This window comes from Streptomyces sp. 2131.1 (assembly GCF_900105515.1).
Classification (GTDB): Bacteria; Actinomycetota; Actinomycetes; order Streptomycetales; family Streptomycetaceae; genus Streptomyces; species Streptomyces drozdowiczii.
The window spans coordinates 1807472-1831176 of record NZ_FNSY01000001.1 but is presented as its reverse complement, the minus strand read 5'-3'; the positions used below and the strand labels follow the sequence as shown (position 1 = coordinate 1831176).

23 protein-coding genes and 1 riboswitch are annotated in these 23705 nt (G+C 72.3%); of the genes, 11 read left to right on the top strand and 12 right to left on the bottom strand.

Annotated features, from left to right (window positions below; all coding sequences use genetic code 11):
* Positions 1–83: 83 nt before the first annotated feature.
* The 4 genes from tsf to BLW14_RS07990 all read left to right on the top strand — a co-directional run bounded on the left by tsf (position 84) and on the right by BLW14_RS07990 (position 3662).
* Entirely contained in the window at positions 84–920 is an 837-nt protein-coding gene (tsf, locus tag BLW14_RS08005) for a translation elongation factor Ts (RefSeq protein ID WP_093705743.1), read from the top strand.
* 156 nt (positions 921–1076) lie between these two features.
* Positions 1077–1853: a UMP kinase gene (pyrH, locus tag BLW14_RS08000; RefSeq protein WP_093705741.1), complete on the top strand. Its 777-nt coding sequence runs from the start codon at positions 1077–1079 to the stop codon at positions 1851–1853.
* 157 nt (positions 1854–2010) lie between these two features.
* A complete protein-coding gene (frr, locus tag BLW14_RS07995; RefSeq protein WP_018102371.1) occupies positions 2011–2568 on the top strand; it encodes a ribosome recycling factor in 558 nt (185 codons plus the stop codon).
* Entirely contained in the window at positions 2568–3662 is a 1095-nt protein-coding gene (locus BLW14_RS07990) for a phosphatidate cytidylyltransferase (RefSeq protein ID WP_093705739.1), read from the top strand. The genes frr and BLW14_RS07990 overlap by 1 nt, the downstream gene beginning before the upstream one ends.
* A 65-nt stretch (positions 3663–3727) precedes the next feature.
* Here BLW14_RS07990 and BLW14_RS07985 read toward each other — a convergent pair whose 3' ends face one another.
* Complete coding sequence (locus BLW14_RS07985; RefSeq protein WP_093705737.1) at positions 3728–4258, bottom strand: hypothetical protein; 531 nt, start codon at positions 4256–4258, stop codon at positions 3728–3730.
* 117 nt (positions 4259–4375) lie between these two features.
* On the opposite strand from BLW14_RS07985, the gene rlmN reads away from it, so the two are divergent.
* From rlmN to BLW14_RS07965, 4 genes are all read left to right on the top strand, one after another.
* Positions 4376–5482, top strand: coding sequence for a dual-specificity RNA methyltransferase RlmN (rlmN, locus tag BLW14_RS07980; RefSeq protein ID WP_093705735.1), 1107 nt, complete (start codon positions 4376–4378; stop codon positions 5480–5482).
* Between the two features lie 70 nt (positions 5483–5552).
* Positions 5553–5669, top strand: a riboswitch (TPP riboswitch).
* Positions 5670–5753: 84 nt separating this feature from the next.
* The gene (locus BLW14_RS07975; protein WP_093705733.1) at positions 5754–6857 is read left to right on the top strand and encodes a thiamine ABC transporter substrate-binding protein; all 1104 of its coding nucleotides are present in this window, start codon (positions 5754–5756) and stop codon (positions 6855–6857) included.
* 86 nt (positions 6858–6943) lie between these two features.
* On the top strand, positions 6944–8548 hold the full coding sequence (locus BLW14_RS07970; RefSeq protein ID WP_093710676.1) for an ABC transporter permease: 1605 nt from the start codon (positions 6944–6946) through the stop codon (positions 8546–8548).
* Between the two features lie 3 nt (positions 8549–8551).
* On the top strand, positions 8552–9577 hold the full coding sequence (locus BLW14_RS07965) for an ABC transporter ATP-binding protein (protein WP_093705731.1): 1026 nt from the start codon (positions 8552–8554) through the stop codon (positions 9575–9577).
* A 15-nt stretch (positions 9578–9592) separates the two neighbouring features.
* Here the strand turns inward: BLW14_RS07965 and BLW14_RS07960 are convergent, their stop codons facing one another.
* From BLW14_RS07960 to BLW14_RS07935, 6 genes are all read right to left on the bottom strand, one after another.
* Positions 9593–10252 carry a hypothetical protein gene (locus tag BLW14_RS07960; protein ID WP_093705729.1) on the bottom strand — a complete coding sequence of 220 codons (660 nt, stop codon included), beginning with the start codon at positions 10250–10252 and terminating at the stop codon, positions 9593–9595.
* A 50-nt stretch (positions 10253–10302) separates the two neighbouring features.
* The gene (locus tag BLW14_RS07955) at positions 10303–11037 is read right to left on the bottom strand and encodes a MerR family transcriptional regulator (protein WP_093705727.1); all 735 of its coding nucleotides are present in this window, start codon (positions 11035–11037) and stop codon (positions 10303–10305) included.
* Between the two features lie 71 nt (positions 11038–11108).
* Positions 11109–11429: a hypothetical protein gene (locus BLW14_RS07950; RefSeq protein ID WP_093705725.1), complete on the bottom strand. Its 321-nt coding sequence runs from the start codon at positions 11427–11429 to the stop codon at positions 11109–11111.
* A 134-nt stretch (positions 11430–11563) separates the two neighbouring features.
* A complete protein-coding gene (locus tag BLW14_RS07945) occupies positions 11564–12694 on the bottom strand; it encodes an LOG family protein (RefSeq protein ID WP_093705723.1) in 1131 nt (376 codons plus the stop codon).
* 83 nt (positions 12695–12777) lie between these two features.
* Entirely contained in the window at positions 12778–13962 is a 1185-nt protein-coding gene (locus tag BLW14_RS07940) for a hypothetical protein (RefSeq protein WP_177153919.1), read from the bottom strand.
* Positions 13944–14681, bottom strand: coding sequence for an ABC transporter ATP-binding protein (locus BLW14_RS07935; protein ID WP_093705721.1), 738 nt, complete (start codon positions 14679–14681; stop codon positions 13944–13946). The genes BLW14_RS07940 and BLW14_RS07935 overlap by 19 nt, the downstream gene beginning before the upstream one ends.
* A gap of 349 nt (positions 14682–15030) precedes the next feature.
* On the opposite strand from BLW14_RS07935, the gene BLW14_RS07930 reads away from it, so the two are divergent.
* Positions 15031–16470: a gamma-aminobutyraldehyde dehydrogenase gene (locus BLW14_RS07930; RefSeq protein ID WP_093710674.1), complete on the top strand. Its 1440-nt coding sequence runs from the start codon at positions 15031–15033 to the stop codon at positions 16468–16470.
* Between the two features lie 116 nt (positions 16471–16586).
* Entirely contained in the window at positions 16587–17117 is a 531-nt protein-coding gene (locus tag BLW14_RS07925) for a hypothetical protein (RefSeq protein ID WP_177153918.1), read from the top strand.
* Position 17118: 1 nt separating this feature from the next.
* Here the strand turns inward: BLW14_RS07925 and BLW14_RS07920 are convergent, their stop codons facing one another.
* From BLW14_RS07920 to BLW14_RS07900, 5 genes are all read right to left on the bottom strand, one after another.
* Positions 17119–18321, bottom strand: a complete 1203-nt coding sequence (locus BLW14_RS07920) for a serine hydrolase domain-containing protein (RefSeq protein ID WP_093705717.1) — start codon at positions 18319–18321, stop codon at positions 17119–17121.
* Positions 18322–18447: 126 nt separating this feature from the next.
* Complete coding sequence (locus BLW14_RS07915) at positions 18448–19149, bottom strand: response regulator (RefSeq protein ID WP_093705715.1); 702 nt, start codon at positions 19147–19149, stop codon at positions 18448–18450.
* On the bottom strand, positions 19146–20303 hold the full coding sequence (locus BLW14_RS07910) for a sensor histidine kinase (RefSeq protein WP_093710673.1): 1158 nt from the start codon (positions 20301–20303) through the stop codon (positions 19146–19148). The genes BLW14_RS07915 and BLW14_RS07910 overlap by 4 nt, the downstream gene beginning before the upstream one ends.
* 56 nt (positions 20304–20359) lie before the next feature.
* Positions 20360–21070, bottom strand: a complete 711-nt coding sequence (locus tag BLW14_RS07905) for a glycerophosphodiester phosphodiesterase (protein ID WP_093705713.1) — start codon at positions 21068–21070, stop codon at positions 20360–20362.
* Positions 21071–21094: 24 nt separating this feature from the next.
* Positions 21095–22129: an adenosine deaminase gene (locus BLW14_RS07900; protein WP_093705711.1), complete on the bottom strand. Its 1035-nt coding sequence runs from the start codon at positions 22127–22129 to the stop codon at positions 21095–21097.
* 122 nt (positions 22130–22251) lie between these two features.
* Between BLW14_RS07900 and BLW14_RS35720 the strand changes: the two genes are divergently transcribed.
* On the top strand, positions 22252–23697 hold the full coding sequence (locus tag BLW14_RS35720) for a DUF4190 domain-containing protein (RefSeq protein WP_093705709.1): 1446 nt from the start codon (positions 22252–22254) through the stop codon (positions 23695–23697).
* Positions 23698–23705: the final 8 nt, after the last annotated feature.

The following is a 23705-nucleotide window of genomic DNA, read 5'->3' as shown; positions in this document are numbered from 1 at the left end:
GAAGACGGCGGGGGCCGGTGCACTGGCACCGCCCCCGCCGTCCACCCGTAGATCTTTCAGACTTCGAGAGAGAACACAGACTCATGGCGAACTACACCGCCGCTGACGTCAAGAAGCTCCGCGAGCTCACCGGCGCCGGCATGATGGACTGCAAGAAGGCGCTCGACGAGGCCGACGGCAACGTCGACGGCGCCGTCGAGGCGCTCCGTATCAAGGGCCAGAAGGGCGTCGCCAAGCGCGAGGGCCGTTCCGCCGAGAACGGCGCGGTCGTCTCCCTCGTCTCCGAGGACAGCACCTCCGGTGTCCTCGTCGAGCTGAAGTGCGAGACCGACTTCGTCGCCAAGGGTGACAAGTTCCAGGCCGTCGCCAACGCGCTGGCCGCGCACGTCGCCGCGACCTCCCCGGCCGACCTGGAGGCGCTGCTCGCTTCCGAGATCGAGCCCGGCAAGACCGTCCAGGCGTACGTGGACGAGGCCAACGCCAACCTCGGCGAGAAGATCGTCCTGGACCGCTTCGCGCAGTTCCAGGGTGCCTTCGTCTCGGTCTACATGCACCGCACCATGCCCGACCTGCCCCCGCAGATCGGTGTCATGGTCGAGCTGGACAAGGCCGACGCCGACCTGGCCAAGGGCCTCGCCCAGCACATCGCCGCCTTCGCGCCGAAGTACCTCTCCCGCGAGGACGTCCCGGCCGAGGTCGTCGAGGCCGAGCGCCGCGTCGCCGAGGAGACCACCCGCGCCGAGGGCAAGCCCGAGGCCGCCCTCCCGAAGATCGTCGAGGGTCGCGTCAACGGCTTCTTCAAGGAGGCCACCCTCCTCGGCCAGCCGTACGCGCTGGACAACAAGAAGTCGGTCCAGAAGGTTCTGGACGAGGCCGGTGTGACCCTGAAGCGCTTCACGCGTATCAAGGTCGGCATCTGAGTCCGTCCGCGAAAAACGGCGGACCCGGTAGGGTCTGGTGCAGTCGACGGCCGCACACCGCCGTACGACCGCAGATCTGACGAGGAGGCCATTGCCGCAAGGGACACCAGACCCACCGGCAATGGCCTTCTTCGTATGTGCACGAGGAGAATCCCCATGAACAAGGGCGCGGACGCCGCCAAAGACGACGACAAGCGCGAGGACGGCAAGGTGCGCGGACGCTTCATGCTGAAGCTGTCCGGAGAGGCGTTCGCCGGCGGCGGGGGCCTCGGTGTCGACCCCGACGTCGTGCACGCCATCGCCCGCGAGATCGCGGCCGTCGTCCGGGACGGCGCGGAGATCGCGATCGTCATCGGCGGCGGCAACTTCTTCCGCGGCGCGGAGCTCCAGCAGCGCGGCATGGACCGGGCCCGCTCCGACTACATGGGCATGCTCGGCACCGTGATGAACTGCCTCGCCCTCCAGGACTTCCTGGAGAAGGAGGGCATCGACTCCCGCGTCCAGACCGCCATCACCATGGGCCAGGTCGCGGAGCCGTACATCCCGCTGCGCGCCGTCCGGCACCTGGAGAAGGGGCGGGTCGTCATCTTCGGCGCCGGCATGGGCATGCCCTACTTCTCCACCGACACCACCGCCGCCCAGCGCGCCCTGGAGATCGACGCCGAAGCGCTGCTCATGGGGAAGAACGGCGTGGACGGGGTCTACGACTCCGACCCGAAGACCAACCCCGCCGCGGTGAAGTTCGACGCGCTGGAGTACAGCGAGGTGCTCGCCCGCGACCTCAAGGTCGCCGACGCCACCGCCATCACGCTCTGCCGTGACAACGAGCTGCCGATCCTCGTCTTCGAGCTCACGGCCACCGGCAATATCGCCCGCGCCGTCAAGGGTGAGAAGATCGGCACGCTCGTGAGCGACCAGGACACCCGCGCCTGACAACGGGTGCCCCCACCGGTGAGCCCCGGTGGGCCCGGGGCGCGGGACCGCCCCGGAAGATGGACAACGGCCTGCCGGTCGGACACCGTGCAGGTGAGGACGCGACGCAGGACCCGCCGGGCCCGCCGGGCCCGTTCAAGACACGCAGGAGCACGTGGTGATCGAAGAAACCCTCCTCGAGGCCGAGGAGAAGATGGAGAAGGCCGTCGTCGTGGCGAAAGAGGACTTCGCCGCGATCCGTACCGGCCGTGCGCACCCGGCGATGTTCAACAAGATCGTCGCCGACTACTACGGCGCGCCGACCCCGATCAACCAGCTGGCCTCGTTCTCGGTGCCCGAGCCCCGTATGGCCGTCGTGACGCCGTTCGACAAGACCGCGCTGCGCAACATCGAGCAGGCCATCCGCGACTCGGACCTCGGCGTCAACCCGAGCAACGACGGCAACATCATCCGGGTCAACTTCCCCGAGCTGACCGAGGAGCGCCGCCGCGACTACATCAAGGTCGCGAAGACCAAGGCCGAGGACTCCAAGATCTCGATCCGGGCCGTCCGCCGCAAGGCCAAGGAAGCGCTCGACAAGCTGGTCAAGGACAAGGAGTCCGGCGAGGACGAGGTGCGCCGCGCCGAGAAGGAGCTCGACGACACCACCGCGAAGTACGTCGCGCAGGTGGACGAGCTGCTGAAGCACAAGGAAGCCGAGCTGCTCGAAGTCTGATGAACGACTCCTCCTGGGGCGCTCCGCAGGGCGCCGGCCACCGGGTCGCGCCGGAGATGCAGGGTGCTGCGGCGGGTCCTGCCTACGATGTGCATGACGCCCAGCAGACTCGGCCCATGCCCATCGTGCCGGACGTTCCCGACGCAGGTAGAGACGCTGAAGACCGTGATCACCGGGACCAGGGGGCCGGACGCCTGAGCGGCGGCCCCCTGTTCCGCGACGAGAAGCCGCAGGAGCCCATGCCCACCGCGCCGCCGCCTCCCCCGCCTCCGCAGAAGAAGCGTGCGGGCCGGGACCTGGGAGCCGCCATAGGGGTCGGCCTGGGGCTCGGTGCTCTGGTCGTCGTCTCGCTCTTCGTCGTCAAGGCCGTCTTCGTCGGCGTCATCGCGCTCGCCGTCGTGGTGGGGCTGTGGGAGCTGACCTCCCGCCTGGAGGAGCGCAAGGGCATCAAGGCGCCCCTCGTACCGCTCGCGGCCGGCGGTGCCGCCATGGTCGTCGCCGGGTACGCGCGCGGGGCCGAGGGCGCCTGGGTCGCCATGGCCCTGACCGCCCTGGCGGTCCTTGTCTGGCGGATGGCGCAGCCGCCCGAGGACTATCTCAGGGATGTCACGGCGGGCATCTTCGCCGCGTTCTACGTGCCCTTCCTGGCCACCTTCGTCGCCATGCTCCTGAGGGCCGACGACGGGCCGCAGCGGGTGCTGACCTTCCTGCTGCTGACCGTGGTCAGCGACACGGGGGCGTACGCGGTCGGCTGGCGGTTCGGCAAGCACAAGCTCGCTCCGCGCATCAGCCCCGGCAAGACCCGCGAGGGCCTGTTCGGGGCGGTCGCCTTCGCCATGGTGGCCGGTGCGCTGTGCATGCAGTTCCTGATCGACGACGGTTCCTGGTGGCAGGGGCTGCTGCTGGGCCTCGCGGTCGCTGCCAGCGCCACCCTCGGAGACCTGGGCGAGTCGATGATCAAGCGGGACCTCGGCATCAAGGACATGGGAACGCTGCTGCCCGGCCACGGCGGGATCATGGACCGGCTGGACTCGCTGCTGCCGACCGCCCCGGTGGTCTGGCTGCTGCTGGTGCTGTTCGTCGGCTCCGGCTGAGACCGGACCGCACACATGGCTGAGGGGCCACCGCTCGCGAGCGGTGGCCCCTCAGCCATGTGGCGTCAGCCGCGCTCGCGCAGTGCCTTCCGCATGCCGCGGTTCAGCGCCAGCGACCGGCGGCGCATCCACAGGATCCAGGCGCAGAACGCCGCCATGAACACGGCGAAGGCCAGCGGGAACAGCAGGGAGCCGCCGCTGGTGGCGGCGAGTACGAACATGGCCACGACGATCACGCCCATGAACGCCATCCAGAACGGGAGCCACCGCCTGCCCCGTTCGATCTTCCCCAGATGCTCGTCGACCAGTCGCCGCATCACGGCCCGTTCCTCGGGGTCGTTCGGCACCTCACGGTGGCGGATCTTGCGGTCGAGACCGGCGATGGCACCCGGGGACGCGCCCGTCGCCCGGCTCGTCCGCCGCCGCTGGAGGGCCACGGCCACCATCACGACGACGGTGTAGAAGAGGGCCTGGACCAGCCACACGGCCGGATGCTCGTCGTGGCGTAACAGTGCGTTCAGGCCCACACCGAGCGCGAGGACCAGCAGGCCCTGCCCGAGCAGGCTGTCGTTGAACCAGTGCTTGACGGTGTGCACGGCACCTACCTCCTGCGGCGGCTGCGAACTCCCTGTGCTGTCCCGGTTACCCCGTGAGCGGCCCCTCACCGCCGACGCGCCGGGGTACCTCCGCGCGTCTGCGACACTGGAAGAACCATGCCTAAGCCCGGAGAACTCACTTTCGTCGCGCCCCGCGGAGCCAAGAAGCCGCCGCGGCACCTCGCCGACCTAACGCCCGCCGAGCGCAGGGAAGCCGTCGCCGCGGTCGGCGAGAAGCCGTTCCGCGCCCAGCAGCTCTCGCAGCACTACTTCGCGCGGTACGCGCACGACCCGGCCGAGTGGACCAACATCCCGGCCGGATCGCGGGACAAGCTCGCCGAGGCGATGTTCCCGGACCTGATGTCCGTCGTCCGGCACATCAGCTGCGACGACGACACCACCCGCAAGACCCTGTGGAAGCTGCACGACGGGACGCTGGTCGAGTCCGTCCTGATGCGCTACCCGGAGCGGGTCACCATGTGCATCTCCTCGCAGGCCGGCTGCGGGATGAACTGCCCGTTCTGTGCGACCGGGCAGGCCGGTCTCGACCGCAACCTCTCCACCGCGGAGATCGTCCACCAGATCGTGGACGGCATGCGCGCCCTGCGCGACGGCGAGGTCCCCGGCGGCCCCGCCCGGCTGTCCAACATCGTGTTCATGGGCATGGGCGAGCCGCTGGCCAACTACAACCGCGTCGTCGGCGCCATCCGCCGGCTCACCGACCCCGAGCCTGACGGCCTCGGCCTCTCGCAGCGCGGGATCACCGTCTCCACCGTCGGCCTGGTGCCCGCGATGCTGCGGTTCGCCGACGAGGGGTTCAAGTGCCGCCTCGCGGTCTCGCTGCACGCGCCGGACGACGAGCTGCGCGACACCCTCGTGCCGGTCAACACCCGGTGGAAGGTGCGCGAGGTGCTGGACGCCGCGTGGGAGTACGCGGAGAAGTCCGGCCGCCGCATCTCCATCGAGTACGCCCTGATCCGCGACATCAACGACCAGGCCTGGCGCGGGGACCGGCTCGGCCGGCTCCTCAAGGGCAAGCGCGTCCACGTCAACCTGATCCCGCTCAATCCCACCCCCGGTTCCAAGTGGACCGCGTCGCGGCCCGAGGACGAGCGCGCGTTCGTGGAGGCCATCGCGTCCCACGGCGTGCCGGTCACCGTCCGGGACACCCGGGGCCAGGAGATCGACGGTGCCTGCGGGCAGCTGGCGGCCTCCGAGCGCTGAGGACGAGCGGCCCCGGGCACCCGGCTCCCGGCTGAAAACGGCCGTGTAGCCTGGGGCCGAAATCAACTGCATATTCCGACAGGGGAGCGCCACAGCGCTGAGAGTGCGGCACCAAGGACAGGTTGGCCGCAGACCCTCTGAACCTCGCCCGGGTCATTCCGGGTAGGAAGTTCGGACCATACTCAAGCTGTTGCGCCCTGCCCGCTTCCGGCTACGGCCGGTGGGCGGGCGGGGCCGCGTCTCTTCCTGGTCACTCCAGGAGGAATCACACATGAGCACCACCCAGAAGGCCGCGGTCGCGGCCGTCGCCGCCGCGCTCGGCCTCACCGCGCTGGCCGGCTGCGGCAGTTCCGACGACTCGGCGTCCGGCTCCGGATCCACCGAGGGCTCCGGCTCCAAGACCGTCACGCTGGTCAGCCACGACTCCTTCAACGCCTCCAAGGACGTGCTGAAGGAGTTCACCCGGGAGACCGGTTACACCGTCAAGGTCCTCAAGAGCGGGGACGCGGGCGCCGCCCTGAACCAGGAGATCCTGACCAAGGGCTCCCCGCGCGGCGACGTGTTCTTCGGCGTCGACAACACCCTGCTCTCGCGCGCCCTCGACAACGGCCTGTTCACGCCGTACGAGGCCAAGGGACTCGACCGGGTCCCGGCCGATGTCCAGCTGGACGCGGACAAGCACCGGGTCACCCCGGTCGACACCGGCGACATCTGCGTCAACTACGACAAGAAGTACTTCGCCGACAGGAAGCTCGCGCCGCCGAAGACCTTCGCCGACCTGGCGAAGCCCGCGTACAAGAACCTGCTCGTCACCGAGAACGCCGCGACCTCCTCACCCGGCCTCGGCTTCCTCCTCGGCACCGTCGCCACCTTCGGCGAGGACGGCTACCAGGACTACTGGAAGAAGCTGAAGGACAACGGCGTCAAGGTCGTCGACGGCTGGGAGCAGGCGTACAACGAGGAGTTCTCCGGCTCCGCGGGCGGCAAGAAGGCCAAGGCCGACCGGCCGCTCGTCGTCAGCTACGCCTCCAGCCCGCCCGTCGAGGTGCTGTACGCCGACCCGCAGCCCAAGACCGCGCCCACCGGGGTCGCCACCGGGACGTGCTTCCGCCAGATCGAGTTCGCCGGTCTGCTGGACGGCGCGAAGAACGAGGCGGGCGGCAAGGCCCTGCTGGACTTCCTCATCGGGAAGGAGTTCCAGGAGGACATGCCGCTCACCATGTTCGTCAGCCCGGTCGCCAAGGACGCCAAGGTGCCGGAGCTCTTCACGAAGTTCGGTGCCACCGCGGACAAGCCGGCGACCGTCGCCCCGGACGCCATCGCCAAGAACCGTGAGCAGTGGGTCCAGTCGTGGTCCTCGCTCGTAGTGAAGTAACGAAGACCCCCGTACGCGGACCGGGCGCGCGCGGGAGGTCCGCACGAGCCCGGGCCCGGCGCGGCAGCGCGGTGCGGCTCGGCCTGATGGCCGTGCCCGTCGCCTTCTTCGCCGTGTTCTTCGCTTACCCCGTCGCCGCGATCGTCGGCCGGGGGCTCAAGGCGGACGGCGTCTGGCAGTTCGGCCGGTTCGGCGAGGTGCTGGCCCGGCCGGAGATCCGCGACGTCCTGTGGTTCACGCTCTGGCAGGCCCTCGCCTCCACCGCGCTGACCCTGCTGATCGCGCTGCCCGGCGCCTACGTCTTCGCCCGGTTCGACTTCCCCGGCAAACAGGTGCTGCGCGCCGTCGTCACGGTGCCGTTCGTGCTGCCGACCGTCGTCGTGGGCACCGCCTTCCTCGCGCTGCTCGGGCGCGGCGGGCTGCTCGACGACCTGTGGGGCGTACGGCTCGACACGACCGTGTGGGCGATCCTGCTGGCGCACGTCTTCTTCAACTACGCGGTCGTCGTCCGGACCGTCGGCGGGCTCTGGGCGCAGCTGGACCCGCGCCAGGAGGAGGCCGCCCGGGTGCTGGGCGCGAGCAGGTTCACCGCCTGGCGGCGCGTCACCCTGCCCGCGCTCGCCCCGGCCGTGGCCGCCGCCGCGCTGATGGTCTTCCTCTTCACCTTCACCTCCTTCGGGGTCGTACAGATCCTCGGCGGTCCCGGCTTCTCCACGCTGGAGGTGGAGATCTACCGGCAGACCGCGCAACTGCTCGCCCTGCCCACGGCCGCCGTGCTGACGCTCGTGCAGTTCGCCGCCGTCGGCGCGATCCTCACCGTGCACGCGTGGACCGTACGCCGCAGGGAGCGCGCCCTGAAGCTGGTCGACCCGGCCCAGACGGCGCGCCGGCCGAGCGGCGCCGGGCAGTGGGCGCTGCTCGGCGGGGTGCTGGTGAGCGTGCTGCTGCTGATCCTGCTGCCGCTCGCCGTGCTGGTGGAACGCTCGCTCGGCGGCTCCGGCCTCGCCTACTACCGCGCGCTCACCTCGGCGGACGCCAACAGCGGTACGTTCCTCGTCGCGCCGATCGAGGCCATCGGCAACTCCCTGCGTTACGCCCTCGTCGCGACGCTGATCGCCCTGGTCGTCGGGGGCCTCGCCGCCGCCGCGCTCACCCGGCGGGCCGGCCGGCTCGTCCGGGGCTTCGACGCGCTGCTGATGCTGCCGCTCGGGGTCTCCGCGGTCACCGTCGGCTTCGGCTTCCTGATCACCCTGGACAAGCCGCCGCTGGACCTCCGTACCTCCTGGATCCTGGTGCCGCTGGCCCAGGCGCTGGTCGGGGTGCCCTTCGTCGTACGGACCATGCTGCCGGTGCTTCGGGCGGTGGACGCCCGGCTGCGCGAGGCGGCCGCGGTGCTCGGGGCCTCGCCGCTGCGGGCCTGGCGCGAGGTGGACTTCCCCCTGGTACGGCGGGCGCTGCTGGTCGCCGCCGGGTTCGCGTTCGCCGTGTCGCTGGGGGAGTTCGGGGCGACCGTCTTCATCGCGCGGCCGGACAACCCGACGCTGCCGGTCGCTGTGGCACGGCTCCTCGGCCGGTCCGGGGAGCTCAACTACGGGCAGGCCATGGCCCTCAGCACCATCCTGATGCTCGTGTGCGCGGTGTCGCTGCTGCTGCTCGAACGCATCCGCACCGACCGATCCGGGGAGTTCTAGAAGATGCTGACGCTCGAATCGGCCACCGTCCGCTTCGGCGACCGGGCCGCGCTCGACGGGGTGGACCTGGAGGTCGCCGACCACGAGATCGTCTGCGTGCTCGGGCCGAGCGGCAGCGGCAAGTCCACCCTGCTGCGTCTGGTCGCCGGGCTCCAGGAGGCCGACGGCGGCCGGGTCCTGCTCGACGGCACCGACCAGGACGGCATCCCCGTCCACCAGCGCGGCCTCGGCCTGATGTTCCAGGACCACCAGCTCTTCCCGCACCGGGACGTCGGTGCCAACGTCGCCTTCGGCCTGCGGATGCACGGGGCCGGCCGGGGCGAACAGGATCGCCGGGTCGCCGAACTCCTCGACCTCGTGGGCCTCCCCGGCGCCGAACGACGGGCCGTCGCCGCGCTCTCCGGCGGGGAGCAGCAGCGCGTCGCCCTCGCCCGGGCCCTCGCCCCCAGCCCCAGGCTCCTGATGCTCGACGAGCCCCTGGGCCAGCTGGACCGCAGTCTGCGAGAACGGCTCGTCGTCGAACTGCGCGCCCTCTTCGGCCGCCTCGGCACCACGGTGCTCGCCGTCACCCATGACCAGGGAGAGGCGTTCGCGCTGGCCGACCGGGTCGTCGTGATGCGTGAGGGCCGCGTCGCGCAGGTGGGCACCCCGCTGGAGGTGTGGCAGCGACCCGCCTCCGCCTTCGTGGCCCGGTTCCTGGGCTTCGACAACGTGGTCGAGGCGACCGTCGAGGGGGAGGCGGCGGACACGGACTGGGGCGAGGTGCCGGTGCCGGCCGGGTCGCCGCAGGGCGCGTGCGATCTGCTGGTGCGGCCGGCCGGGGTCCGGATCGGCGGGCCGGATAAGGGGCTGCGCTGCGTCGTGGGGGCGCGCACCTTCCGGGGCAGCCATGTCGCCGTGACCCTGCACCCCGAGCGGGGCCCGGTGCTGGACGCCGAGTGCTCGCTGCGCGGGACGCCGGAGGAGGGCGAGCGGGTCGGGGTCACCTTCGACGCCTCGGAGACCGTGGTGCTTCCGGCCCTGTTCTGACCGGGCCGCGCACCCTCAGGCGGGCTGCCGGAGTGCGCCGGCCAGGGCGCGTGGGTCGTCGGCGTGGAAGCGGATGGTGCGGGCCGTCTCCGAGGCGCCGAGCGGCCGGGTGAAGGGGAGCGGCCGGTTCAGCTCCACCGTCACCGAGGTCTGGCTGCCCACGATCAGGTCGAGGACCCCGTCGTCGGAGAGAGTGATCAGGCGGCCCTCGGGATAGCGTCGGTCGACCCGGACCGAGGCGATCGCGTCCTGCGGTACGACGAGGTCGAACAGGGCCCCGTAGCGGATCCGCAGCGAGCCGTCGGGACGTACGACGTGCGGCCGGGTGACACAGGCCGCGTGCAGGGCCGTCACGAGGACGACGCCGTACAGGTCGAGCACCAAGAACACCAGGTGCACCACCGGCCACGGGATGAGGAGGGCCAGGCCCACCGTCTCGACGACCATCACGAAGAGCAGCCCGTACAGCATCGCGGTCTGCGGCCCCGTGTAGGCGGCGGCGAGGTCCCCGGGGCGCACACCGTGCGTGCGGTGCCCGACCCACCGCCCCAGGGAGGCGAAGGCGCCCAGCTCGTGGCGGACGAGGCGGCGGACCGGCACCGGCACGGCGGCCAGTGCCGCCCGTCTGCCCTTCGGCCGGTCGCTCATCCCCGCGTTCCTCGGCGGGCCGCTCATCCCCGTGTCTCTCGGTCGGTCGCTCATCCCCGTGTCTTTCGGCTGGTCGCTCATCGCCGGCCCCTCGCGATGAACGCGTCCATGAGCCTGCTCACGACTTCCGCCTGCGCGGGGGTGTACTCGGCGAGCAGTGCCTCCTTGAGCCCGGTCACGACCACCCCGTCCTCCGGAATCGCTGCGAACAGTTCCTCGGGGACGGCTGCCATCAGGTCGGCCGCCAGGGGCGCGATCCGCGGATCGTCGGCCGGGGCCCCGGCGAGCGCGTCCAGGCGCTCGTACAGCCCGATGACCTCGGGGTCGGCGACCAGCGTCTCGAACACGGCGAAGATCTCCTGGTTGCCGGCACCGGGGATGTCCATCAGCGTGAGGTACTCGCGGTCCTTGGCCGCGCTCGGCGAATCCGTCGTGCGGGCCTGTGCCAGCAGCGCGGCGAGGGCGGGCGAGACGGGCCCGGTGGCGCCGGGCGGCTCGGCGAGCAGGACGCCGAGCCGGCGACGGCGCTCCCGGATGGCCGCCTCCTGGCGGGCCAGGTCCGCGTCGAGTTCCTCCAGCACCTCGGTCAGTTCGCGCCCGGCGTCATCGGCGAGGACGTCACGCACTTCGTCGAGACCGAGGCCGAGTTCGGTGAGCCGGCGCACCCGGGCGAGGAGGACGGCGTCGCGGACGCTGTACGCCCGGTAGCCGTTGGGGAGCCGCTCCGGTTCCGGGAGCAGACCGACGTGGTGGTAGTGCCGGATCGCCCGGGTGGTGAGCCCCACGAGCGCGGCGATCTCTCCGATTCGCATGCCGCCAGTAGAAACCTTGCCGCCGCGTCAAGGTCAAGCGCCGCGGCGGACCGTCGGGCGCGCCCGCACCGCTACCGGTCGGGTGCTCCGCTGCACCGGCCGTCGGCCATGTGCCAGTAGTACTCGTGGTCGGTCAGCTGCCAGGTCTCATCGGCGGCGATCGCCCGCGTGACCCATTCACGGAGTTGCGGAAGGATCTGCGCCCGGAGAACGGCGCGGGTGGCAGCGCGTGCGGTGGCGTCGACGGGGTGGACGCCGATGTGTAGGCCGACCATGTCCGGGTGGACGCCGCGGCCGTAGTTCTGGGGGTTCGGAGCGAGCCACGTCACTCCCAGGACGATGGTCCCGCTGTCGTGCCCGGAGAGGAACGCCAGATCCTTGACCCGGGCCATGCGGGGACCGAGACACTCACTGATGTCCGTGGAGGTGAGTGGCCAGGCCAGGTGCCGGGGCAGCCTTCGACTGCGTGCGGACATGGCGAGCAGAATGGCAGAGGACCACGCCCGGCTCCCACGGGATATCGCGTTTACGCCCCCGAGAGTCCGGCAAGGGCGGCGGGTGCTTCCTCGACCGTGTCGACCAGCGCGATGCGGGATTCCATCCTCCGGCCGGCCGCCAGGGTTTGCAGGAGCGGCCAGGCGGGAAACTCGCGCGTCCAGTGGTCGCGGCCGACGAGCACCATGGGGACGGGCTCTCCGCGTGACTCGTAGTAGTTCGGGGTGGTGCTGTCGAATATCTCCTGCACGGTCCCGGCCGCGCCCGGAAGGAAGATCACGCCCGCGTCCGACCGGGCCAGCAGCCCGTCCTCGCGCAGCGCGTTGGTGAAGTACTTGGCGATGGAACCGGCGAACGGGTTCGGCGGCTCGTGACCGTAGAACCAGGTCGGGATCGCCACCGACGGACCGCCGTCCGGCCAGCGCTCCCGTACCGCGAAGGCGGCCCGCGCCCAGTCGGTGACCGACGGGGTGAACGAGGGGACCTCGCCCAGCATCGCGCACGCCTCGTCCAGCATGGCGTCGGGGTGCGGCGCCGCGTACGCCCCCAGGTTGGCCGCCTCCATCGCACCCGGGCCGCCCCCGGTCGCCACCGTGAACCCGCCGCGGGCCAGGGTCCTGCCGAGGCGGGCCGCCGCCGCGTAACCGGCGCTGCCCCGGGCCGTCGCGTGACCGCCCATCACCCCCACCACCCGGGCCCCGGCCAGTACCTCCTCCAGCGCGTCGGAGATCGCGTCGTCGTGGAGCGCCCGCAGCATCGAGGCGAACGCGTCCCCGTCCGAGTGGGTCCGCCGGAACCAGTCGTGGGCCAGGGCGTCCGGAGTGCCCTCGTACCCCTTCCGCGCGAGGCCGTCGTACAGCGCGTCGGGGGAGTAGAGCAGGCCCCGGTACGGGTCGAAGGGCAGGCCGGGGACCGGCGGGAAGACGAACGCCCCGTCGGCCCGGACCTTCTCCTCGGCGGCCGGCCCCATCGGGCAGCCCAGGAACACGGCGCCGGAGGTGTCGGTGGCGAGCAGGTCCGCGCTTCGGTCCGTCAGGTCCACGGACTGCAGGCGGCGTCCGGCCAGCGAACCGGCGGCCACGGCCGCGTCGAACTCGGCGAGAGACTCGATCTCGTCGCCGTGGGCGCTCTTGTGCTCGTCCGGGCCTTCCACGCGGCTCATGCTACGAAACGCTCATCGCGGGAAACGCGCGGGACCGGCCGGGCAGGATGCCAGGCCGGTCCCGGGGCCGCTTCCAGCGGTGTTCAGGGCGTCAGCGGCAGCGCGGCCAGCTCCGCGATCACCCAGGTGAGCGGGGCGAAGAACAGCAGCAGCGCCGCCGCGCGCAACGCGGTCGCCGCACGCAGCGCCGAGGCCGGGGCGCCGAGCCGCAGCAGCGCCCGGGCCGTCTCGGCGCGCGCCTGCCTGGCCTCCAGGGCCGAGGTGAGCAGCGTCGCCGTGGTGCAGCCGATGACCAGCACCGCCCCGAGCGCGGTGAGCGGGCCGAACGGCCGCGCCCCGGTCCCGTAGAGCGCGAAGGCCGCGACGACCCCCGAGAGGACCGCGCAGACGATGCCGAGCGGGCGCCCGATCCGTCGCGCCTCGTCCATCAGGACCCGGCCGGCCAGCAGGCGTACCGCTCCGGGGCGGGCCATCTGGAGAAGCCGGCCGCACAGGTGGGTCAGGCCGGGGCCCGCCGTCGCCAGGCCGATCGCCGTCAGCGTCCAGCCGACGAGCACCCAGGCCGGTGTGGAGTCCAGCTTGCCGGGGAGCGGGAAGGGGCTGCCCGCGCCGCCCCGGCTCGCGTACGCCTCGACGGCGAGACCGGCGGCAGTCAGGGCCACGCCCCAGGGGAGGCCGGACGGCGGCGCGGCGGGGGCGGGGATCTCCTCCGAGGGCACCAGCTCGCCGGTGTCGTCCGCCTCGCTCGACGCCCGTACGGGGCTCCTGCGCAGTGCCATCGCACTGGCCGTCGCGGCCGCCACCGGCACCAGGGCGAGCAGCAGCAGGACGGCGGCGGCCGGGAGCGGGGCGTCCGCGCCGAGCAGGTCGGCGGCGGCACCGTCGAACGGCAGCCCGGGCAGGTCGCCGCGCAGGTGGAGGAAGAACAGCAGCGCCACCGCCGAGCCGAGGGTGCACGAGACGGCGGTGGAGACCGCGGCGAGCACGCTGAGCCGCACCGGGCCCAGGCCCACGGCGGACAGTCCGCTGCGCGGCCGGGTGCTCGGGTCCGTACGGGCCACCGCGACGGCGAACTGCACGGTGGCGGCCAGCGGGACGAAGCACCACAGCAGCCGCAGCACCGAACCGGCCGAGTGGGCGGGGTGCCCCGCGGCGTAGCCGAGGGCGCACAGGAGCAGGAAGCCGACCCCGGCGGACGCGGCCGCGACCAGCAGCCGCCGCATCAGGGCCAGTGGATGGGAGCCGCGGGCTAGACGGAGAGCGAGCACGCCGCGCGCCCCTCCGGATCGGCTTCGGCGGGCAGGGCGACCGTGGAGACGCGGCGCCCGTCGAGCAGCGGCACCACCCGGTCCGCGAGCGAGGCGATCTCGGCGTCGTGCGTGGCGAGCACCACCGTGATCCCGTGCGAGCGGGCGGCGCTGGTCAGGGTCCGCAGGACGTGGGTGCGGTCGGTGCGGTGCAGCGTCGCGGTCGGCTCGTCCGCGAAGATCACCGAGGGGCCGGCGGCCAGGGCGCGCGCCACCGAGATCCGCTGGCGCTGGCTCTGCTGGAGGGTGTGCGGGCGCTTCTTGGCGCACATGCCGATGTCGAGGCGCTCCAGCCACTCCATGGCGGCCTTCTTCGCCTCCCGGTGCGAGGCGCCTCGCAGCAGGAGCGGGAGGGCGGTGTTCTCCCAGGTGTTCAGCTCCGGGACGAGCTGCGGTTCGGGGGCGATCCAGCCGAACTTGTCGCGGCGCAGCCGCTCGCGCAGGCGCGGCCCCATCGTGTGCACGGGGACGCTGTTGAACCACACCTCGCCCTGCTCGGGCACGAGCTGGCCGGACAGGCAGTGCAGCAGGGTCGTCTTGCCGCTGCCGCGCGGGCCGGTCACCGAGAGGATCTCGCCCTCGCGGATGCCCAGGGAGACCCCGCCGAGCGCGGGTGAGCCGTTGTGGGAGTGCTGAAGGGAACGCGCCCAGATCACATCGTTGTCCGGCGGGGCCACCATGGCGTACACCTCGGTTCAGATCAGATATCCCGTCCCCCGTACGGGGGAACGAAGAGGGGGCCGATCGGTCACCCCGCACCGTAAGGATTCGGATCGCGGTGAGCGGACAGCACGCGGCCCGGGCCCGTCTCTTCCCACTCGATCGGGCGCATTCCGGCTGCGCCGGGCGTATGAGATGACCGCCGGGGTAGCGAGACCGGTCGGTCAAGGGCAGGTCAAGACGGCTCGGCTCGTCCGGCCGCTCGAATGATCGCTCGCCAGTTCGTTTGTGGCCTCGCCCGTCGCCGCACGGGGGTGTCCGACTACGCTGGTCGTCTCACCCATTGGACTCACATCAGGAGGGGTGGCCGTGACCGCCGAGGTACGCCGTCTGCGCAACTACATCAACGGGGAGTTCCGGGACGCCGCCGACGGGCGGACGATCGACGTGGTCAACCCGGTGACCGAGGAGGTCTACGCGACCTCGCCGCTCTCCGGCCCCGCCGACGTCGACGCCGCGATGGCCGCCGCCGCGGCCGCGTTCCCCGCCTGGCGCGACGCCACACCGGCCGAGCGTCAGCGCGCCCTGCTCAAGATCGCGGACGCCTTCGAGGAGCGGGCCGAGGACCTGATCGCCGCCGAGTCCGAGAACACCGGCAAGCCGATCGGACTGACCCGCACCGAAGAGATCCCGCCGATGGTGGACCAGATCCGCTTCTTCGCGGGCGCCGCGCGGCTCCTGGAGGGGCGCTCGGCCGGCGAGTACATGGAGGGGCTGACCTCCATCGTGCGCCGCGAACCGGTCGGCGTATGCGCGCAGGTCGCACCCTGGAACTACCCGATGATGATGGCCGTCTGGAAGTTCGCCCCGGCGCTCGCCGCGGGCAACACCGTCGTCATCAAGCCGTCCGACACCACGCCCGCCTCCACTGTGCTGATCGCCGAGATCATCGGGCAGCTCCTGCCCAAGGGCGTCTTCAACGTCGTCTGCGGCGACCGCGACACCGGCCGCGCGATGGTCGAGCACCGGACCCCGGCGATGGCCTCCATCACCGGTTCGGTGCGCGCCGGCATGCAGGTCGCCGAGTCGGCGGCCAAGGACGTCAAGCGGGTCCACCTGGAGCTCGGCGGCAAGGCGCCCGTCGTCGTCTTCGAGGACACCGACCTCGCGAAGGCCGTCGAGGACATCTCGGTCGCGGGCTACTTCAACGCCGGCCAGGACTGCACGGCCGCCACCCGCGTCCTGGTCCACGAGTCCATCCACGACGAGTTCGTCACCGCGCTCGCCAAGGCCGCCGCCGACACGAAGACCGGGCAGCCGGACGACGAGGACGTGCTCTACGGCCCGCTCAACAACGCCAACCAGCTGGCCCAGGTCAGCGGCTTCATCGAGCGCCTCCCCGCCCACGCCCGGGTCGAGGCGGGCGGCCACCGGGTCGGTGACAAGGGCTACTTCTACGCCCCGACCGTGGTCTCCGGCCTCAAGCAGGACGACGAGATCATCCAGAACGAGGTCTTCGGCCCGGTCATCACCGTCCAGTCCTTCCGGGACGAGGCCCAGGCCGTGGAGTGGGCGAACGGCGTCGACTACGCCCTCGCCTCCTCGGTGTGGACCAAGGACCACGCGCGCGCCATGCGGATGTCCAAGAACCTGGACTTCGGATGCGTCTGGATCAACACCCACATCCCGCTGGTCGCCGAGATGCCGCACGGCGGTTTCAAGAAGTCGGGTTACGGCAAGGACCTCTCGGCCTACGGCTTCGAGGACTACACGCGCATCAAGCACGTCATGACGTCCATCGAGGGCTGAGCGACCACCCCTGTGGCCCCGTGCGAACCGGACCGGTTCGCACGGGGCCACAGGTCTTCCGGAGCCTCACCGGGGGTGGCGTAAAGAGCAGTTAAATGCGGGCGTACGCTGCGGACATGAGCGAGCGAAACGCCCTGCGGCGGCGTATACGCGTGTGGTTGGTTGTGTTCATCGTCTGTCTGGTCCTGAGTGGGCTGACCGCCTTCCCGCTCGTCCACGAACTGCGGTGGACGGAGGATCTCCTGACGTCCTCGGCCTCCCCTGTTCCCGAGCACTTCCCCGGTCTGCTGGAGTGGATCACCCGCGTCCGCACCGGCCTCGACGAGGCCGACGCCCGGTACCCCTTCGTGCTGTACGGCACCGACTGGCTGGCCTTCGCCCACCTGGTCATCGCGGTCGCCTTCTACGGCCCCTTCCGTGACCCGGTCCGCAACATCTGGGTCATCGAGTTCGGCATGATCGCCTGCGCCGGAATCATCCCGCTCGCGCTGATCTGCGGCCCGATCCGCGACATCCCGTTCTGGTGGTCGATCATCGACATGTCGTTCGGTGCCTTCGGCGTGATCCCGCTGCTGATCGTGCACCGCCAGATCAAGCGCCTTGAGGCGATGGAGCAGGCACCGGAGGCGGAGCCGGTGGCCGCCTGACTCAGTCGGCCGAAGGCGCGCCGAAGACGGTGCCGACCACACCCATGACCAAGGCGTTGTTTCCCTCGGCCTTCGCGTCCGTGGAGTTGATGCTGTAGACGAGGGTGCGGGAGAGATCGCGCGTGGCGCCGAATCCCGAGTTGTAGCCCCAGCGGCCGCCGGTCTTGCCCCAGACCTGGCGGCCGCCCAGCTTCCAGGTGGAGAGACCGGCGCTGTACGAGGGTGCCTTGCCGCTCACGAAGTCGCGTACCGAGGGGTCCGGCAGCGTGAACATCTCCTCCAGCAGCCGGCCGCGCACCACCCGGCCCCGGAACAGTGCGGTCAGGAAGCGCTCCAGATCGGCGGTGGTGGAGATGACGTCCCCCGCCGCCCAGCCGTCGGTCGCGCCCCACACGCTGACGTCCCGCAGAACGGTGGTGCCGTCCTCCAGCTTCAAGCGCTGGTACCCGTGGTTGTGCGGGCCGTGGATACGGGGATCGGAGCGGGGGAACGACGTGTCGCGCAGACCCAGCGGGGCCAGGACGCGCCGGGAAACCTCCGCCTCGTAGCTGTGCCCGGTGACCTTCTCGATCAGCAGCCCGGCCACCGTGTAGTTGATGTTGAGGTAGTGCTGCCGCGTCCCCGCCGGGAACTCTCGTTCCTTGGCCGTGGCCGAGGCGACCATCTCGCGCGCGTCGAAGCGGTGGAAGCGGTTGGCGTACCACTCCTCCACTGTGTCGCCCGGGTAGTCGGCCGACGGCAGCCCGCTCGTGTGGTTCAGCAACTGGCGTACGGTGACCGTCCCGTACGCCGCGGGGATCAGCTCCGGCAGGTAGGAGCGCACCGGGCGGTCCAGGCTCAGCTTCCGCTCGGCGGCGAGCTGGAGGACGGCCGCGGCGGTGAACACCTTGGTCACCGAACCCGCCCGGAACCGCGCGTCCGGGTCGGCCGGCCGCTTCGTCACCAGGTCGTGGACCCCGGCGGAACCCCGCCACGCGCCCTCGGTGCCGCCCAGCCGGATCAGGGCGGCCGTCGCCCCCTCGTCGGGGAGCCCGGCTATGAGGTCGCTCAGCGCCCCGGTGTCCGTGCCGGTCACCGTCGGCGCGGTGGTATGCGTCCTGCCGGGGGACGGGGCGCCGGTCGCGAGGGCCGGGCCCGCGGTGCCCGCCGTGATGGCGGAGACCAGGGCGGCGGCGAGGACGGTACGGCGGATGCGGGCGTTCATCGTGATGCCTCCAGGCAGGCAGATCCGTGGCGGCGAAGTCCCGGCGACCGCGCCGTCGTTGATCCCATCCTGCGGACCCGGAGGCCCCTGGCGGATCACCGGAGCGGGGGATTGCGTGGGGGATGTTCACCTCCCCCGGGCGGGGGAGCGGGACGGGGGCTCTCCCTCCGGCGAGGGAGCGACGAGCCCCGTCTCGTAGGCGCAGATGACGGCCTGGATGCGGTCGCGGAGGCCCAGTTTGGACAGCACGTTGCCCACATGGGTCTTCACCGTGTGGTCACTGACGACCATGGCCGCGGCGATCTCCGCGTTGGACAGCCCGCGCGCCAGATGCAGCAGTGTCTCGCGTTCCCGGGCGGTCAGAACGCCGAGCCGCCGCTCGTCCGTGACCGCCGCCGTCCGCGCCGGGCGCGAGGTGTACTCGGCGATCAGCAGCCGCGCCACCGAGGGCGCCAGCAGCGAATCGCCCGCCGCCACCACGCGTACGGCGTGCACGAGGTCGTCCCGGCGGACGTCCTTGAGCAGAAAGCCGCTCGCCCCCGCGTGCAGCGCCTCGTACACGTACGCGTCGGAGTCGAAGGTCGTCAGCATGACCGTCCGGCAGGCGGTCCGGGCGCTGATCTCGCGGCAGGCGCCGATGCCGTCGAGGACGGGCATCCGGATGTCCAGCAGGGCCACGTCCGGCTCCAGCCGGAGCACCGCGTCCACCGCCTGAGCTCCGTCGCCCGCCTCGGCCACCACCTCGATGTCCGGCTGGGCGTCCAGGATCATCGCGAAGCCGCTGCGGACCAGCTCCTGGTCGTCCGCCACCACGACACGGATCGTCAACTCCCCACCTCCGACGAGGACGTTACCGGCACGAGTGGGAGTGTGATGTCCACCCGGAATCCCCGGCCGTCCGGTCCCGGGCCGGTACGGGCGCTGCCGCCGTGCGCCGCAGCCCGCTCCCGGATGCCGATCAGACCGTGCCCGGTGCCGGTGCCGGTGCTGGTGCCGGTGCCCGTCCCCGTGCCGCGGCCGTCGTCGGTCACGGACACGGTCAGGCCGTCCTCCCCGTACGCCAGCAGGACGGCGGCCCCGGTGGCGGCGGCGTGCTTGACCGTGTTGGTCAGGGCCTCCTGCACGATCCGGTACACGGCGCTGTCGGTGTCCCGGGGCAGCGGGCGCTCCGGGCCGGTCACCGTGTGGGTCACCGCCAGACCGCTGGAGCGCACGCGCTCCACCAGCGCCGGGAGTTCGGCCAGGGACGGCAGCGGCGAGCGGGGCGCCCCCGGCCCCCACTCGCGCAGCACGCCGAGCATCCGGCGCAGCTGGACCATCGCGTCCCTGCCGGTCTCCGAGATCGCGTCGAACGCCGCCTCGGCCCGGTCCGGAGCCGTACGGACCGCCACCGGGCCCGCCTCCGCCTGCACGATCATCAGGCTCACCGCGTGCGACAGGATGTCGTGCATCTCCCGGGCGATCCGGGCCCGTTCGCGGGCCGCCGCATGCTCGGCCTCGATCCGGCGGGTGACCTCCAGCTGCCGCGCCCGGTCCTCGACGGCCCTGGTGTACGCCTGGCGGACGTCCGTGAACCGGCCGAATCCGTACGCCGCCGTGAACACCATCAGCGAGAAGACCAGCTCGCGGGCCTCGCCCGTGTTGAGTGCCACAGACGGGAAGACGATCGCCAGGGTCAGCGCCCCGCAGACCCGGCGGGCCGGTGCCGGGGCGTGGGCCGCGACGCTGTAGAGGGCGACCAGACCGGTGTACGGCAGGGTCTGCCCCGGGCCGTCGACGGCCAGCCCGTAGAGGCTCTGCGCCGCCATCACCGCAAACAGCACCCGGACCGGCGCCCGGCGCCGCCACAGCAGCGGGAGCACGGTCAGGCTGGTCAGCAGGTACGCAGGCAGCGATGCGGGCTCCAGACGGGGGTCGCGGGGCAGCACCCACGGGACCGACACCGCCGCCTGGACCACCAGGACCACGCCGATGTCGGTCACCCGGAATCCCGGGCCGCCGGTCTCCCGCACCCGGCGCCAGACCGTGCGGGGGCCTATCACGGTCTCCGCCCGTCCCCGCTCCGGTCGATCAGCTTGCGGAGCACGTCGATCCGGTTGGTGGTGACGGAGTCCACGCCCCGGTCGAGCAGCCGGCGCATCGTGCGGCCGGTGTCGGCGGTCCAGGCCGAGACCAGCAGCCCGTCGCGGTGGTTGCGGTCCGTCAGCTCCCGGCTGACCAGACCGAACCGGTAGTTCAGCCAGCGCGGCCGGACCGCGTCGAGGAGCTCCGGGCGCGGGGGCGCGAGTGTCGTCCATGTCATCGCGATCTCGGCCGACGGGTCGGCCGCGCGCACCCGGAGCATCGCCTCCGGGCCGGCGCAGTAGTAGACGCGCTCACCGGCCCCGCACTCCCGCACCACGCCCACCGTCCGCTTGACCGACTCCGGCGTGGAGCCGGGCAGGTCGACCATCACCCGGTGCGCGCCGACCGCGAGCAGCGCCTCGCGCAGCGTCGGCACGCCGCCCTCCGTCAGCTCGGTCAGCTCCTGGTGGGTGAGCCGGTCCAGCCGCAGGTCACGGCCCCACAGCCGGTCCAGCGTGGCGTCGTGCAGCAGGACCGGCACCCCGTCCCGGGTGACCCGGACGTCGATCTCCACCGCGTCCGCGCCCCGTTCGAGCGCGGAGCGGACCGAGGGCAGGGTGTTCTCGCGGGCGCGGTACGGATCGCCGCGGTGGGCGACGGCGGTGACAGGCGTGGCGATGGGCATGGGGTCATTGTCACCGCCCCGCGATCACCGCCTGGCGTCCCGCAGCCAGTTGGCCGTGTACGTGTCGATCTCGGCGGACAGCGTGCGCTTGCCGGCCGGGTCGAGGAAGGACGCCTCCACGGCGTTCTTCGCGAGGGCGGCCAGGCCCTGCTCGTCGAGGCCGAGGATGCGGGCGGCCACCGCGTACTCGTTGTTGAGGTCGGTGCCGAACATGGGCGGGTCGTCGCTGTTGATCGTCACCAGCACACCGGCCTGGACCATCTCGCGGACGGGGTGCTGCTCGATGTCCTTGACGGCCCGGGTCGCGATGTTCGACGTGGGGCAGACCTCCAGGGCGATGCGCTGCTCGGCCAGGTGGTCCAGCAGCTTCGGGTCGGCCACCGAGCTGGTGCCGTGGCCGATGCGCTCGGCGCGCAGCGCGGTCAGCGCGTCCCAGACGGTCTGCGGACCGGTGGTCTCACCGGCGTGCGGCACCGAGTGCAGGCCCTCGGCGATCGCCCGGTCGAAGTAGGGCTTGAACTGCGGACGGTCCACGCCGATCTCCGGGCCGCCGAGGCCGAACGATACGAGTCCCTCGGGCCGCAGGTCCACGGCGAGCCGGGTGGTCTCCTCGGCGGCCTCCAGACCGGCCTCGCCCGGGATGTCGAAGCACCAGCGCAATACGACGCCGAGCTCCCGCTCCGCGGACTTGCGGGCGTCCTCGATGGCCTCCATGAAGCCCTGCTCGGGAATGCCGCGCCGGGTCGAGGAGAACGGGGTGACCGTCAGCTCCGCGTACCGGATGTTCTGCCGGGCCATGTCCCGGGCGACCTCGAACGTCAGCAGCCGGACGTCCTCCGGGGTGCGGATCAGGTCGACGACCGAGAGGTAGACGTCGATGAAGTGGGCGAAGTCGGTGAACGTGAAGTAGTCGGCCAGCGCCTCGGGGGCGGTGGGGACCTTGGAGTCGGGGTGGTGCGCGGCCAGCTCGGCGACGATACGGGGGGATGCCGAACCGACGTGGTGGACATGGAGCTCGGCCTTGGGCAGCCCCGCGATGAAGGGGTGCAGATCGGTCATCGGGGCCTCCGTGGGCAGGGAGTGGTACGGGCCCGGGGCACCGGCGTGACCTGGGCGGGGGACGGGAGTCATCGTAGGACGGTCCCGCCCGTAGCATGACCGCATCACGATGGGGGAGGCCCATGCCAGACAACACGGACAAGCCGGCGGACAGGGCCGCGCCGATAGACCCCTGGGCGCCGCCGGAGCGGCGCCACGACGGGACGCGAAGCGGCGGCACGCCGCCGGGTGACGCGGTGCCGGATGACGCGGTGCCGCAGGGCGCCTGGGCGGCACCGGGCGCCGGCGCCGGGGGGCCGGCCGACGCCCCGCCCGGCGGGGGCCGCCGGGCGGAAGCCTTCGCCCCGGACGCCGCCCCGTCCGGCGACGGCCGGCCCCCCGGCGCCGGAGCGCCGTCGGACGAGGGTGCCGTCCCCGGCGACCAGCGCCCGCAGGGGGCCGCGGGCCCGGGCGGGGCTCCGTCCGGCCACGGCCCGGTGACGCTCGGCAAGAGCGCGGGCCCCGGTGGCCCCGGACCGCGGGACGCCGCCGCGCCCGGTGACGCCCGTCCGTCCGGCGACTCCGCGTGGGACGACCCCGCTCCCGGTGACGCCCGTCCGTCGGGCGACTCCGCGCCGGACGGCGCCGCGCCCGGTGACGCCCGCCCGTCCGGCGACTCCGCGTGGGACGACCCCGCGCCCGATGACGCCCGCCCGTCGGGCGACTCCGCGCCGGCCGGCACACCGCAGGGCCGGGTGCCGCTCGACAAGGGCGCCGCCTCCGGCGCCCCGCACCCGCCGGAGGACGCCGTCCGGCCCGGTGAGGATCACCGCCCGGCGGACGGCATACCCGGCGACGGCCGCATACCCGGCGACCCCCACACCCCCTCCGGCGCCCCGGGCGTGCACGATCAGCTGACGGTCACCTCCATGCCGGGCGTCGGCACGGGCCCCGTCCCGGCCAACCCGTTCGCGGCACCGCAGAACGGCCCCGGCGGCCCCACCGGCCACGCCCCGCCGCAGGCCGCGGGCGCCGGGTGGTCCGCTCCCGGGACCGTCCCGCCGCCGCCCGTCGGGCCGAACGGCCCGGGGCAGGCGGCCCCGCCGATGGGACCGGGCGGATATCCCGGCGGCCCGTTCCCGCCGGCGGCCTCGTACGGCTACCCGGCCGCTCAGGCACCGCAGTTCGGCTACCCGGGCTATCCCGGCTACGGAAACCCCTGGGGCGGGCCGCAGCCCGCGAACGGGATGGGCATCGCCGCGCTGGTACTCGGACTCATCGCGACCGTCGGCTTCTGCCTGTACGGCCTCGGAGTCGTCCTCGGCGTTCTCGCACTGGTCTTCGGCATCATCGGCCGCGGCCGGGCCCAGCGGGGCGAGGCCGACAACGGCGGTGTGGCGCTGGCCGGCATCATCCTCGGATCGATCGGGATCGTCATCGGCGCCGCGTTCCTCGGGTTCATCATCTGGGCGATCAACAGCGACTACGCCGAGGACGACGGCGAGTCCGACAGCGGGCAGACGTCCGTCTCCCAGGTCGTCGAGGCGCGCGAGCATGCGCCCCTCGGCCACTTCGCCGCGCGGACCTGAGCCACCGG